This is a genomic window from Nocardia sp. NPDC023852 (assembly GCF_040639505.1).
GTDB lineage: Bacteria > Actinomycetota > Actinomycetes > Mycobacteriales > Mycobacteriaceae > Nocardia.
Window position 1 is genome coordinate 1 of the sequence record NZ_JBFAAB010000052.1, and the last position, 12,983, is coordinate 12,983.

At 66.4% G+C, this 12,983-nt stretch carries 15 protein-coding genes and 1 pseudogene; 6 read left to right on the forward strand and 10 right to left on the reverse strand.

From position 1 onward, the window contains the following. Positions 1 to 93 (reverse strand): annotated as a pseudogene (locus AB0H00_RS31575) (oxidoreductase); the annotation flags it as partial. A 96-nt stretch (positions 94 to 189) separates the two neighbouring features. Between AB0H00_RS31575 and AB0H00_RS31580 the strand changes: the two are divergent. The 4 genes from AB0H00_RS31580 to AB0H00_RS31595 all read left to right on the forward strand — a co-directional run bounded on the left by AB0H00_RS31580 (position 190) and on the right by AB0H00_RS31595 (position 2,954). Beyond that, complete coding sequence (locus AB0H00_RS31580; protein WP_357273529.1) at positions 190 to 507, forward strand: helix-turn-helix transcriptional regulator; 318 nt, start codon at positions 190 to 192, stop codon at positions 505 to 507. Positions 508 to 637: 130 nt separating this feature from the next. Then, entirely contained in the window at positions 638 to 1,120 is a 483-nt protein-coding gene (locus tag AB0H00_RS31585; protein WP_357273531.1) for an adenosine-specific kinase, read from the forward strand. Between the two features lie 410 nt (positions 1,121 to 1,530). Next, complete coding sequence (locus tag AB0H00_RS31590) at positions 1,531 to 1,863, forward strand: hypothetical protein (RefSeq protein WP_357273533.1); 333 nt, start codon at positions 1,531 to 1,533, stop codon at positions 1,861 to 1,863. Between the two features lie 200 nt (positions 1,864 to 2,063). Continuing rightward, complete coding sequence (locus AB0H00_RS31595; RefSeq protein ID WP_357273535.1) at positions 2,064 to 2,954, forward strand: hypothetical protein; 891 nt, start codon at positions 2,064 to 2,066, stop codon at positions 2,952 to 2,954. On the opposite strand, the gene AB0H00_RS31600 is transcribed toward AB0H00_RS31595, so the two are convergent. Continuing rightward, positions 2,943 to 3,158, reverse strand: coding sequence for a hypothetical protein (locus tag AB0H00_RS31600; RefSeq protein ID WP_357273537.1), 216 nt, complete (start codon positions 3,156 to 3,158; stop codon positions 2,943 to 2,945). The genes AB0H00_RS31595 and AB0H00_RS31600 overlap by 12 nt on opposite strands. An 89-nt stretch (positions 3,159 to 3,247) precedes the next feature. Between AB0H00_RS31600 and AB0H00_RS31605 the strand changes: the two genes are divergently transcribed. Continuing rightward, positions 3,248 to 4,129, forward strand: a complete 882-nt coding sequence (locus AB0H00_RS31605) for a hypothetical protein (RefSeq protein WP_357273539.1) — start codon at positions 3,248 to 3,250, stop codon at positions 4,127 to 4,129. Here AB0H00_RS31605 and AB0H00_RS31610 read toward each other — a convergent pair. From AB0H00_RS31610 to AB0H00_RS31620, 3 genes are all read right to left on the reverse strand, one after another. Next, positions 4,118 to 4,363, reverse strand: a complete 246-nt coding sequence (locus tag AB0H00_RS31610) for a hypothetical protein (protein ID WP_357273541.1) — start codon at positions 4,361 to 4,363, stop codon at positions 4,118 to 4,120. The genes AB0H00_RS31605 and AB0H00_RS31610 overlap by 12 nt on opposite strands. 280 nt (positions 4,364 to 4,643) lie before the next feature. Beyond that, complete coding sequence (gene xylB, locus AB0H00_RS31615; RefSeq protein WP_357273543.1) at positions 4,644 to 6,050, reverse strand: xylulokinase; 1,407 nt, start codon at positions 6,048 to 6,050, stop codon at positions 4,644 to 4,646. Then, positions 6,047 to 6,382, reverse strand: a complete 336-nt coding sequence (locus tag AB0H00_RS31620) for a hypothetical protein (protein WP_357273546.1) — start codon at positions 6,380 to 6,382, stop codon at positions 6,047 to 6,049. Before AB0H00_RS31620 ends, xylB begins: the two co-directional genes overlap by 4 nt. Positions 6,383 to 6,459: 77 nt before the next feature. Between AB0H00_RS31620 and AB0H00_RS31625 the strand changes: the two genes are divergently transcribed. Further along, positions 6,460 to 6,966 (forward strand): hypothetical protein, encoded by a 507-nt coding sequence (locus tag AB0H00_RS31625; protein ID WP_357273548.1) that lies wholly within the window; start codon positions 6,460 to 6,462, stop codon positions 6,964 to 6,966. Here the strand turns inward: AB0H00_RS31625 and AB0H00_RS31630 are convergent. The 5 genes from AB0H00_RS31630 to AB0H00_RS31650 form a co-directional block, all read right to left on the reverse strand. Continuing rightward, entirely contained in the window at positions 6,957 to 7,979 is a 1,023-nt protein-coding gene (locus AB0H00_RS31630) for a glycoside hydrolase family 172 protein (protein WP_357273550.1), read from the reverse strand. The two genes, AB0H00_RS31625 and AB0H00_RS31630, sit on opposite strands and share 10 nt — an antisense overlap. Next, positions 7,964 to 8,425: a thioredoxin domain-containing protein gene (locus AB0H00_RS31635; RefSeq protein WP_357273552.1), complete on the reverse strand. Its 462-nt coding sequence runs from the start codon at positions 8,423 to 8,425 to the stop codon at positions 7,964 to 7,966. Before AB0H00_RS31635 ends, AB0H00_RS31630 begins: the two co-directional genes overlap by 16 nt. Before the next feature lie 58 nt (positions 8,426 to 8,483). Then, positions 8,484 to 9,965 carry an FGGY-family carbohydrate kinase gene (locus AB0H00_RS31640; RefSeq protein WP_357273559.1) on the reverse strand — a complete coding sequence of 494 codons (1,482 nt, stop codon included), beginning with the start codon at positions 9,963 to 9,965 and terminating at the stop codon, positions 8,484 to 8,486. A 2-nt stretch (positions 9,966 to 9,967) separates the two neighbouring features. Further along, positions 9,968 to 11,380, reverse strand: a complete 1,413-nt coding sequence (locus AB0H00_RS31645) for an L-fucose/L-arabinose isomerase family protein (protein ID WP_357273554.1) — start codon at positions 11,378 to 11,380, stop codon at positions 9,968 to 9,970. Positions 11,381 to 11,505: 125 nt separating this feature from the next. Then, positions 11,506 to 12,384, reverse strand: a complete 879-nt coding sequence (locus AB0H00_RS31650) for a glycosyl hydrolase family 32 (protein ID WP_357273557.1) — start codon at positions 12,382 to 12,384, stop codon at positions 11,506 to 11,508. Positions 12,385 to 12,983 lie beyond the last annotated feature (599 nt).

The following is a 12,983-nucleotide window of genomic DNA, read 5'->3' on the forward strand; positions in this document are numbered from 1 at the left end:
TGCGCCTTCGGTGAGCAGTCGGTGGGCGGTGGCCAGTCCCATGCCGCTCGAGCCGCCGGTGATGAGCGCGACCTTGCCGTCGAATCGAGAAATGCCAGCACCCACGGTATGACCTCTCAGAGAGTAGAACAATACGTATACTCACGTACAGTTCGACTGTATGTCAATAGTCGAGATATCCTCAGTCGTGTGATCAGGGCACATCCCGAACGGACGCAGATCCAGTTGGCGAATGTGCTCACCGCCATGGGAAATCCGCTACGTCTGCGGATTGTGCAGGTGCTGGCGGACGGCGGCGAGCATAATTGCGGGTCCGTCCTGCCGGAGGTAGCCAAGTCGAATCTGACCCATCACTGGCGTGTGCTCAGAGACGCCGGCGTCATCTGGCAGCGACCATCCGGCAGAGAACTCTTGCTGTCGTTACGTCGTGAGGATCTCGACGCCCGCTTCCCGGGTCTGTTGGATTCCCTGCTCGCCGCGGCACGCCGCGACGTCGCGGTCGACTAACCAGCCGCGGAGGCTTCAGCGAGCCCGATCTGGCGGTCGCCTGTCGGCGGGTTCGGGCGGAAGGTGTCCTCGCCACGCGAATCGCTGCCGATTGCTGAGAATCCGGTTCGGTGAGGCGCACTATGTTCTTGTGGAGTTGACAGCCGTGCAAATCGACAAACCGGACGATCTCAACGTCGTCATCGGGCAGGCCCACTTCATCAAGACCGTCGAGGACCTGCACGAGGCGCTGGTCGGGGTCGGTCCCCACCTGCGGTTCGGGCTCGCATTCTGCGAAGCATCCGGGCCGTGCCTGGTCCGCCACTCCGGCAACGACGGCGAACTGGTCGAGCTCGCCACGAAAAACGCAGTCGCGGTCGGCGCGGGACACTCGTTCATCGTCTTCCTTCGCGAGGGATACCCGGTCAATGTGCTCAATGCGATCAAGCACGTCCCGGAAGTCTGCGGAATCTTCTGTGCCACAGCTAATCCCGTAGAAGTATTGATTGCCGAAACCGAACTCGGTAGGGGAATCGTCGGAGTGGTTGACGGAACCGCGCCGCTGGGCGTAGAAAATGCCGACGATCAGGCGGACCGTAGACAGCTACTGCGCCAGATCGGTTACAAGTTGTAGACGCTCGCGCCGACGGCCCTCGAGCGGTGCCCGTCGGCGGCTATGCCCCAGGGTGGAAGCTGGCGACCTATCGAACGCCGCCGTCCTGCGGCGGCGGCGCCAGCTGTCCGAATGCTCCCGCCAGTGACGATAGTCACCTGACGCTGGCGGCTTACCCTTACTCTGTGGGTGAACAGGGGACTCCGTGGACAAATCCGTCCGAAGGCCGGTCCAGCGAGCAGTTCCGCGGTGCGCAGCAGACCCGCGATCCGGCACCTCCACTCACCGCAATCGAGAAGTCGCGGTCGAGCTTCGGCAGCAGCGCCGCACGGCCGAACACGCCTGAGATCGAAATGCCAAGTCCTCCAGGGCCTACCCACCCCCGAATCGGCATGCTTGTCGGGATCAGTGTCGCGCTTATCCTTCTCGTGTTGGCGGGCACTCGCCTGTACATGAACGAGTCCACCGTTTCGGCATCGACAAGCCGGCCCGCCAGGCCCGCCAGCACCGCGCCACTCGCCCCCGCGGTCGCGGTCGCACATGGAATAACAACCATCGGCAGGGTCACCGCGAACGATGGTAAGACGCTGAAGATCGAGGGCATCCGGGGTGCCACGACCATCGTGCACACCACTGCCAAGACAAACGTCCTTGTGTTTTTCGGTACCCGGGTGTCCGAGGTGGCGTTAGGAGCCAGGGTCTTTGTCCTCGGCGGCAGACAAGCCGACGGCTCCATCATCGCTAGCTTCATAGTGGGAGGCTGACGTCCCGGGTAGCTGAGCGGGCCTTCGCCCTTCGCGGGATGTCGGCCGCAGCGGCCTTGCCGCACCAGGTGCGGCAGCCGCGTACCGATCAGGATCTGTGCCGCTACGCCGCCGATGCGGCCGAAGCGCGGCGCGAACTTCCCACGGGAGGTGAGTTCGGATCGGGCTCTCGCCCGCTGTCCAACTCCTAAACTGGGAGAATGGTGCAGCCAACTCCCTGGCAAGCGAGCAAAACTCCAGACCGAGAGCCCGGCTCGCCCAGTAGCGCAAAAGACGGTTCCTGGCGCCGTCAGTTCGACGATGAGATCGTCCTGAAGGTTCTGGCCTCGCTTCGCGGGTACTGGGGCTATCTGTTCGCCGCGGCTGGGGGCATCCTCACGTTTGCCCTGCTGTTCGAGCCGTGGCTCACCGGCAACGGGCCCGACGGTGGGATCAAGGCGAACCCCTTCGGGAAGCTTCAGATATCTACTTCCCTCGTGGCTCTCTGGTCGGGAGCGCCACCACCTGGCGCGCAGATCAACGGTATGTGGGCAGTCCTTGCCAGCGCCGCCATCACCGTCACCGTCTTCGCGGTAGCAATCAATCTCCGAGCACGCAGTGCGGCACTGTCTTATTTGGCTGTGGGTTCCTCGGTCGCCATGGCGATTTTCGTCGTCTGCGCCGTGGTCCACCTGAACGGTAAAGCTGAAGCGGTGCGCGGCATAGTCGGGTCCGGAGGTCAGCGGGATCTGGGCACCCAGGTCGGGCAGCTGATTCGCTGGGCCTCAGGCAACGGCACTTACCCGGTACCGGGACTCCGGAAGGTTTCCTACGTCACCGCCAGTCTCACTTCTGTCGCGTGGTTCGCTGTCGCGATATCTGTCGTTTCAGCAATGGCTGCTCTGGGCCAGTGGGTTCACGGGCGTACGACCGGATTGGGAGCCATCCGCTTACCGCGGAACTTCCCTATCGTCATTTCCCGGCAACCGGACGCGACCCAACCCGCTCGCCACAAGGGCAGCAAGGGCAAGCGCTCCGACGCGGGCAACTCTGCCAACCGACGCAAGAAAAAGAAGAAGCGAAAGCAGCCCTCGGACGATTCAGGCAGTTGACGATTCGGCAGTGGCCGGTGTGGTGAATCGAGCCGCTGGAACGCCGCCATGCGGAGTTCGTAGTACGGTGCCGGCACCGTAGCTGAAATCCAGGTTCTCGGCGCGTAGGCCCGGCCGCTTCCGCGGGTGATCGACGTTGTCCCACAGCGATTTCAGCAGATCCTCGGCCGTCCAGAGCGTCGGCGCATCCCAGTCTCGTGGCATCGAGCCAGTGCCGAGCACAGCACAAGCTTCCCCCTGGAGGTGAACTTCGCCCGAGCTCTCACCCGCTGTCCAACTCCTAAACTGAGGCAATGGTGCAGCCAACTCCCTGGCAAGCGAGCAAAACTCCAGACCGAGAGCCCAGCTCGCCCAGTAGCGCAAAAGACGGTTCCCGCCGGCGCCAGTTCGACGACGAGATCGTCCTGAAGGTTCTGGCCTGGCTCCGCGGGTACTGGGGCTACCTGTTTGCCGCGGCCGGGAGCATCCTCACGTTTGCCCTGCTGTTTCAGCCGTGGCTCGACGCCACCGGGCGCGACGGCGGGATCAAGGCGAACCCCTTTGGGAAGCTTCAGATATCCACTTCCCTCGTGGCCCTCTGGTCGGGCTCGCCACCGCCTCCGGCGCATATCAACGGCATGTGGGCAGTCCTTGCCAGCGCCGCCTGCGCTGTCACCGTCTTCGCGGTAGCAATCAATCTCCGAGTACGCAGCGCGGCACTGTCGTATTTGGTTGTGGGTTCCTCGGTCGCCATGGCGATTTTCGTCGTCCTTGCCGTGGTCCACCTGAACGGTCAAGCGTCCGCAGTGCGGGGCATGCTCGGCGCCGGAAGCCAGCGGGATCTGGGCACCCAGGTCGGGCAGCTGATTCGCTGGGCCGCCGGCAACGGCAAAATACCGGTGCCGGGGCGCCAGCGGGTTTCCTACGTCACCGCCGGTCTCACTTCTGTCGCGTGGTTCGCTGTCGCGATATCTGTTGTTTCAGCCATGGCCGCTCTGGGCCAGTGGGTTCGCGTGCGTAGGACTGAATCCGGAGCCATCCGCCTACCGTGGGGCTCCTCTATCGTCATTTTCCAGCAACCGGACGCGGCCCAATCAGCCCGCCATAAGGGTAAGCCCTCCGACGCGGGCAACTCTGCCAACCGACGCAAGAAAAAGAAGAAGCGAAAGCAGTCCTCGGACGATTCAGGCAGTTGAGCCGGGCATGGTGAATCGTGCCGCCGGAGCGCCGCTGAGGTGCCCTTCCGGCAGTGTGCGGCCGCAGAGCACGAGCAGGAGATCCTGGGCGGAGCCCGACAGGACCGTGCCGGAATCGTAGCTGAAATCCAGGTCGTCGGCGTGCAACTCGATGCCGTTCAGGTCGACGCCGAAGAACTTGACGCTTTTGCGATTCAGCGCGCCGAGCACCAGGCGCAGCCGATCCTGCGGCACTCAGGTCGAGTCCCGGCGTCACGGTGAGTCCAAGCCGTGGATGACGTCGTGGCTCAACGCGCCGGTGAATCCGCCACCCGGCGGCTTCCACAGGTGATCGACGTTGTCCCGCAGCGATTGCAGCAGACCTTCGGCCGTCGACGCCGCGTCGCCATCACGTGCGCTGCGATCGGCCGTCCGAGGACTTTCCGGTGTGCGGGCAAGATGCTGCGGAACCGGCCACCTACGCGGAGCAGTGTCCTGCCAGGTCGTTGTGCCGCCGGAGGAAAGGATGTCGTGGTCAGCCGTAGAGCGCCTGGCGTGCCTGCCGGTATCGCGCTCGGATTTGCCGACCCACCGTGGCGTCAGGCGGTGCGGGGACTTCCGCGACCGTGTGCGCGGGCCAGCCGGGCGGCTGCGACGCGCCGCTGAGCGCCCAGGCGGCCTGTCTGGCGGCGCCGAGGGCGACGTACTCGTTCGGCTCCGGCACCGTCACGGCGACGCCGAAGATCTGGGCGGCGATCTCGGCGACCAGGCAGGAGCGGGCGGCGCCGCCGATGAGTAGGACGCGTCGGGTCGCTACCCCGATGCCGGTGAGATGGTCGAGCGCGTCGGCCAGGTTGCACAGCATGCCCTCGAAGGCGGCGCGTGCGATGGTCGCGGGACGCATGGCCCCCGGGCGCAGCCCGTGCAGGCTACCCGCCGCGTGCGGAAGGTTCGGGGTGCGTTCACCAGACAGATAGGGGAGCAGCACGACGCCGTCGGCGCCCGGAAAAGATTGCGCAGCAAGCGATTCCAGAGCAGCCAAGTCCACGTTGAGCAGATCTGCGATGGAGGTCAGGACGCGGGCGGCGTTGAGCGTGCAGACCAGCGGCAGGAACGCACCGGTCGCGTCCGCGAATCCGGCCACCGCGCCGCTCGGGTCGGCACTGGCGCCGGTGGTGCGGGCAAAGGCTGTTCCGCTGGTGCCGAGGGAAACCACCACGTCACCCTCGGCGATGCCGAGGCCCAGCGCGGCCCCGGCATTATCGCCCGTTCCCGCGGCGACCAGCGTGCCCGACGGCGTCCGCCCCGCCGGTTGGGCCGGGCCGAGAATGTGGGGGAGCGCGGGCGTCCGTCCGCGAAAGCCCATGGCGAGCAGGTCTTCGCGGTAGTCGCCGGTGGTGGGTGACCAGTAGCCAGTGCCCGAGGCGTCGCCGCGGTCCGTGGTCGGTGGGAGCATGCGTCCCGGCTCGCCGCCGCACAGCCGCCACGTCAAATAGTCGTGCGGCAGCAGGACGTGCGCGGTGCGGTCGGCCTGCTCAGGTTCGTGGTCGGCCATCCAGCGCAGTTTGGCGATCGTCAGCGCGGCCACCGGCACGCTGCCGACCGCGTCGACCCATGCCTGCGGGCCGCCCAGCTCGACGATCAGGTCCTCAGCCGCTTCGGCGGAGCGAGTGTCGTTCCACAGCAGGGCATCCCGCACCGGAGCGCCCTCGGCGTCCAGGGCAACCAAACCGTGCTGCTGCCCCGCGACGGCAATCGCGTCGACGCCGTCGAGCAACCCGGCGCTCGCCGCGCCCAATGCGTCCCACCAGGCGTCGGGGTCGATTTCCGTCCCGCCGGGATGCACTGCCTGTCCTCGGCGCAGGATCGCGCCGCTGTCGGCGTCACAGATGACAACTTTGCAGGATTGGGTGGAACTGTCCACCCCCGCGACCGTCGTCATGTGGCCCGTCCCAGGTCGCCGATCAGACCCCGCTGCTCGCCTGAGCCGTGTCGTCCGATCGAGCAGCACAGGCAGGCGTCGCGGAACCGCGCGGCATCGACCGCACCCCCCGTGCCTTCAGGCAGGCTGCCTGCCTCGGACTCGATGAGCGGGCCCGTGGATACGTGAGCCGGCGCGATGGAATACGGCGTCAGCGCGAGTTCGCTGTCGACCCGCTGGTGAATGGTGCGGATGCCGACAGCGTAGACCCGGACCAGCGCGCGAAACTTCGGGATCGTGTCCGGTAACTCCTGCACCGAAAACCGATCAAACGCCTCGCCCACCGCACGCATACCAACACCTTGCACCCGAAGTGCCTCTGCTCGGCACATTTCGGGTATTCGGGCGCGACATCGGGCAGACTGGCCAGGTGAGCACCAATCCGCGCCGGCCCGCAGACGTGCGCATCCGTGCGGGAGACGGGACCCCGCTGCCGGAGCTGACCGAGGCCGTGCTCGGCGACCTGCTGGAAAAACCGCCCGATCCGGACTGCCTCATTCTGGAACTGAGCCGCGCCGACCTGCATGATATCCGGGCCCGTCTGCTGTCCGACGGCGTCTACGAGCTGGAGTATCGGGCCGGGTCGGCGAACGAGTCCTTCCAGGTGTACACCTCCGACGCGGTGCTGGTGCGCGACGTGCTGCGGGCGTGGCTCTCCGACGATCCGTGGTGGCATGACGCGGTCGCCTGGTACCGGGTTGATCCGGCGATCGCGGAACTACAGGCCGTGCAGGAAGAACTCGCAGGAATGCTGGACGGTTTGACCGTGCTGGATGACGTGACTGCGAGCATGGACGCGGCACTGGCGCGCGCCGACGAGCTGATGGCAATGGACTTTCCGGAACCGAATCCAGCGGATTCACCGGATCAGGACTGATACCACCACGCCGTGGTCGCGATCTCGGCGTCCGTGAGTGGAAGATAGGTTTCCACGTCCTGCCATCCGAGCGCCTGAACTGTGACACGCAGATTGCTGTCGAAACAGATCGGATCGCGTACATGCCAGCGATACATCCCGAATCGCTGGTCCGGTCGATAGATTTCCTCCGGCGGCAGCACCTGGTGCAGCCCGAGATAGGGCGTGGAATATGTCCGATATGTCCCGTCGAGATCGAAATTCCACGCGCCACCGAAGTAATCTTCGGTACCGGTGCCGCAAATGGTCGGGTGCACGTCGTCGCCGTCGAGATAGAACTTGACTTCGCCCTCGCCCCACCATCCCGGTGCGCCCGGGCGAATAGCGAGATAGGTGCCGACATAGCGGCCGGGACCTGACGCCGTCCCGAGGATCGTGTGCACCGCCGGAACGCCCAATCGGGTGGTGCGCGACCAGCTTGTGTGCAGGTATCCCGCGGCGTCCGGCACCTCGTCTTCGGTGTAGGTGGCCTGGTAGTACACCGGAACCGTTTGTCCGCAGCGGTTATCGAGCGTGATCCGAGCCCGGTGCCGAAACGGCATGGGCCAGTAGCTGTTCAGCCCGCCCGCGGGGGCGACAACCACCATCTCAGAACTCAGCAGCGCCAACTCGCCCCATCCGTTGCAGAAGAAATCGCCGAGTGGCAGGTCGATCGCGGGCTGCGGCTCGTCGTCCCAGTACATCCGCAGGGTCAGTGCGCGCAGCGCGGTGCGCTCCGTGGTCAGCCAAAAGTGCCGGAACACCCCGGGGCCGGAAACGTCTGCGAGCGTGGCGGTTTCGCCGTCGGTGAGCGCGAGCGAGGGCGACACTTTCCAGCCGACTCCTAGCAGCCGGGCCGCGTACGCGCCGGTGCCGTCGCACGCCCGCGCGCCCGAGCCAGGAGCACCGGTGGGGTTTTCGGCGCTGATGGATCGCGTCCGCGCGCCGTCCAGCCGCCACAGGTCGCCATCCGGCGCCCTCACAATCCTGGCCACCCATACCGACTCGGTATCGGCGCCGGTCCCGCCATACGCGCGGCGGGAACGGCGGATGACGCGGACGCCGTGGCGAGCTGTTGGGCTTCGGACTGCCGGGCGACTTCCCGACGGACCTGCTCCATGTCCAGCCACATGATCTGCTGGACCAGGTCCTCCAGCACGTCGCCGGCCAAAGCGCCCGCCTCCGAATACACCAGCATGCCCTCCCGGAACGCCATCAGTGTCGGGAACTGGGTGACCCGTGCATTGGTTTTCAACGTGACCTCTGCTTCGATGTCCACCTTGCCGTGCACGATCTCCGGATGGCGGTCCGACGACGCCTCGTACACCGGGGCGAAATACTGACATGGTCCACACCATCCCGCCCACCAATCCACGAGCACGATGGAGTTGGACGCGATGATGGTGTCGAAGGTGTGCTGGGTCAAGTCGATGGTGGGCATGGCGTCCTCGTAAGTTGTCCTACAAACCAACCCTGGATCTTCGCATGAACAGTCGGAATCAGGAAGCCGCGCCGGCGCCATGGTGTTCGGATGCCAGGAAATGCGCGATATCGGTCGTGCGTTCGTACAGTTCGCGGTAGCGCCGATAGTACGGTTCGTATTTCGCGGTGCGCTCTGGACAGGGCTCGACCGTGTCGATAACGGGATTCCACCCGGATGTGTCGACACCGGCGGCTTCGGCCGCGAGCAAAGCGTCGCCGAGGCAGGCGCCGACGGTGTCTGCCGGAAGCTGCTGCGGCAGGCCGGTGACGTCGGAGACGATCCGGGTCCACAGCCCACCCTTGGTCCCGCCCCCTACCGCCACCAGCCGCCTGGCTTGCCCACCGGCCTCGGTCATGGCCGTCATGTTGTGCCGCACCCCGTAGGCGATGCCCTCCAACACCGCGCGATAGAGCTCGGCGCGGCCGTGCTCGAGGGTCAGACCGGCGACAATGCCCCTGGCGTCCGCATCGAACAAGGGAGTGCGCTCACCCGCGAAGTACGGCAGCATGAGCAGCCCCCTGCTGCCAGCGGGGACGTCGGCGGCCGCGGCGGTCAGATCGGCGAACTCGCCGCCGACGAGCTTGCGTAGCCAGTCGGTGACCGCACCCGAGGTCGCCATGCCCGCGGCGAGCGTGTAAGTGCCCGGCCAGGTGCCGCAGGTGCCCCAGAGTCCGGGATGTGGACGCGGATCCGTGAGCACCTGCACCAAGAACAGGGTGGTGCCGTACATGATCATGGCGTCGCCCGGCGCGCGAACACCGACACTGGCGGCCTCCGCCCAGGCGTCGATGGTGCCGGTGGTGACCGGCAGCCCCGCCGGAAGGCCCGTGGCGGCCGCCGCGTCGGCGGTCACGTGACCGACGATCTCGGTCGGCCAGGCCAGATCCGGAAGGGACCATCCTGGCACCACCCGTTCGGCCCAGTCCGTGGCCCACGCCCGCTCGCGCAGGTCGTAGAGGGGCACGCACTGGCTGGCGGACTGGTGGTCCAGCACGTATCGGCCGGTGAGCCGGTGCACCAGAAAGGAACTCGCCATCAGCAGCATCGCGGTATGCTCCGCGATCTCCGGCTCGTGCTTGACCAGCCATCGCGCCTTCGGACCGACGGCCTGGCTGGTAAGCGGCGACCCGGCGCGCTCGAGCACCGCCTGCGCGCCGAATTCGGCGTTCAGCTCCGCGATTTCGGCGCCGGCCCTGGTGTCGACACCGTAGAGGATGGCAGGGCGCAGCGGCCGGCCCTCGGCGTCCGCGGGCAGCAGGCACGGGCCGATACCTGACACCGCGAGTCCGTCGAGTGGCGCGCTGTCAGCCGCACGCACCAGGTCGCGGGCAAGCGCGACGAACTCGGCCCACCACACCGCCTCCGCGTCGTGTTCCACCCACCCGGGGCGCGGCATGGAAACGCCATGCGTCCGTTCTACTTTGGCGAGGACAGTGCCGTCCTCCGCGGTGAGCACGCCCTTGGAGCTCGAGGTTCCGATGTCGATGCCGAGGAACATCGTCACCGCGCGAACTCGTCCAGTGTGACATCGAGCAGTTCGCACGCCGCGCGCACGGTGGCCCGATAATCGCCGGGCACCGCGTGGATGTGGTTGGCACCGAAACGGGACAGGAAATCCTCGGCGCGCGCGTCCAGCCGGGCGAACGCGTGCGGCCACTCCCGGGTGGATTGTCTCATCAGCGCTTCGTTGGTCTGCTGGTCGTAGTTTTCGAATTCGCCGAGCATCAGCTGCATCCGGTAGCTGCCGTCGATGCGGGTGAGCCGCGCGAGGGTCATCTGTCCCGGCGCGGCCAGATGATGCACCGAGGCGCCGCCCGCCGGGAAAAAGAACACCTCCGGATACAGGTGCACCTTCGCCAGATTCTCCGTGGGGTCGCTGCTACGCGCGGCGAACCAGGTGGCGTGCTGACCGGAGTTGCACAGATCCCAGATGTCCCGGTCGGCGTGATAGTGCCGCACGTCGGCGAACAGCACCGGAGTGCCCGCGATCTGCTTGAGCAACTGCATGGTGAGCGCGCCGTCCATGTCCGCCTCGGTGGCGCAGACATGCGGCAGTTTCGGACCGTTCCAGTCGTAGGGATCGTTGAGAAACGCCTCGGTGACGTCCATCGTGGCGAAGTACTGCGTGAGCTCGGGCTGCCCCTTGATGCCGGAGAAATCCAGGCGCCGTTCGGCGATCAGTTCGCGCACCGCGAGATACGAACGGATCTGGCGTTCCAGCAGCTCCGGAGTGAGCTTCGTGCCGTCGTAGTGCACGCCCGCGGTGTGCCGCTCCAACCACTCGCGTGCGGCCTTCGCCTCCGCGGCGTCTGCCAGCTCGGCGCGGCGCACGATCTCCCACTGGTCGATCTCTTCGACGTCGAGGCCGAAGAGCCGCTGCCACTGGTCGGTATTGGCGACCGCGGTGTTCATGCCCATCGGCCGCCCACCGAAGCGACCGAATGTCGAACCGCGCAAACCGGAGACGGCCGCGGCGGCTCGTGCCCGCACGCTGATCGCCTCGATCAGTGCGGGATCGGACGGATCGCCCCACAGCCTGCTGTGCCCGCGGCCGATCTGGTCCAGCGCACCACCGGCCGCGAGCATGCCGACCATGCCAGGCTGCACCGGGTCGATATTCGAGAGCAACAGCAGCGGCCCTGGGGTCGCGCCCGCCGCGAGCATGGTGAAGTGCGGGAATGCCCACACCGCGTAGTGCAGGATGGTCAGATCGACCCCTGCCACGGCAACCGTGCGCGCCACCGAACTCGCCAACGCATTGTCGCTGATGAGTTCCGCGCCGCGGACCACATCGTGTCCGGCCGCGGTGAGCGCCTCCACCAGCCGATCCTCGGCGGTTGCGATGAAATCGGCGATGCCCGCATGCACATAGTCGCGGCCATCGGAAACGCTGATAACGCCGATACGAGCCATGCGTCCCTCCCGTAGGTGGGTGGTCGGAGAGTTCGACTCGATCAACAGATACCAGCCGGGTCGGGTCCGTTGGCGTGATTCGCGAAATCGAGCCCGGCCCGGCCCGCCCGGCCCGCCGGGACCGCTTACCGCGGAACCGCTTTGACGACGCGCGACTGTGGGAAGGTGAGCGGTGCCAGGTGTACGCCGTTCTGACCCCAGCCCGCACTGGTGATCCACCAGCGGTCGTTGTCGTGCACCACCTCGGCGGCGTGCGCCGCGATATGGCCGACCTTGTCACCTATCCGGAAGCGGAACGGGCTGTCGCTACGAAAAACTTCGGTGCCGACGTAGCACGGGCGCGGGCCGATGAACAGATACCACCAGCCGTCGTACCGCACCACAAACGGGGATTCGGTGTTGCCCGCCTCGGTGCCCCGGGTTGGATCCGTGTAGGCGATATGCCGGTTGCCCCAGTGCACGAGGTCGGTGCTGGTGCGGTAGGCGACGACGTGATGTCCCTCTGCGGGGGCGCTGGTCGCGCAGTAATACATCACCCACTGGTCGCCCACACGCGCCACCATCGGGTCGCGGGCGTCGTAGCCGTCTCGGAATAGTGGGCCGGTCTGGTGTCTCGTCCAATGGAACAGGTCGGTGGAGATGGCCAGGTTCAGCGCCGAGCAGGTGCGATCGGCGCCGCCTGCCGCGTAGAACATGTAGTACCGACGGTGCGCGCCGACCACGTACGGCGCCCACAGGTGCGTCTCCCCGTAGTCCCGGTCGACGCGTAGCGCGGGCGGGCGCTTGCGCCACGGTCCGCCCAGCCACGCGGCGGTGGCGTGGGCGAATTCGGTCTCGTCGTACGGGTCCGCGGGCTCAGGGTGGGTAATCCCGAACATGTGCCATCGCCCGTCGAGGTCACGCACGAGTGTGTGGTCGTTGATGTACCACGGTCGCTGCTCGTCGGCGCTCGGGTCGTAGATTCTCGCGAACGCGCCTGCTCGAACCGCCTCGCGCGTCGCCATACGTTCATGATGCCGCCGCGACCGCCCCGACGGTGCCGCCGCGTGGATTTCGGTGTGGCAAGGGTGGGCGGGCCGACGACGTGCCAGGCACCCTGCGAACGGCATCGCAATGTATCCGCATTCGCTACTCCCTCTGCCGGAGTCGAAGCTGGACAGCCTCTGCTGAATGTCGTGTCCCTTGGCAAAAAGTCGACGCAGCGGATCCCTGCTACCGAGGTAGGTGCGGTGCGATGATCTCGGCCCGGTCCACACTTCCCGGACCCGCGAACCGACCGGCCGTCGTGGACTGGCAGGTGGTCGCTGTTTCCCCGGTGGTCTGACGGTGCAAGCTTCGGGGACCTCGCCGGTCAGGGCCCGCTCGCGAACGGCCGAAGGCACCTCGAAACGATCTTGTGGTGGCCTGCATCACACTTGGGTTACCAGGCCGCCGTCCGGGCCGATCGCAAGCCTCTGACCTGCGAAATATCGCGCTGCGCAGGCGATTTGACGTACCGTTTTCCGCCGCGTAACTTTATCCAAGTCAGAGCGACACGGACACCGACCCGGGGCCGAGGAGCTGAGCGGAGACGCTGAGCGAGAGGCTAGGGAAACGAGGTAGG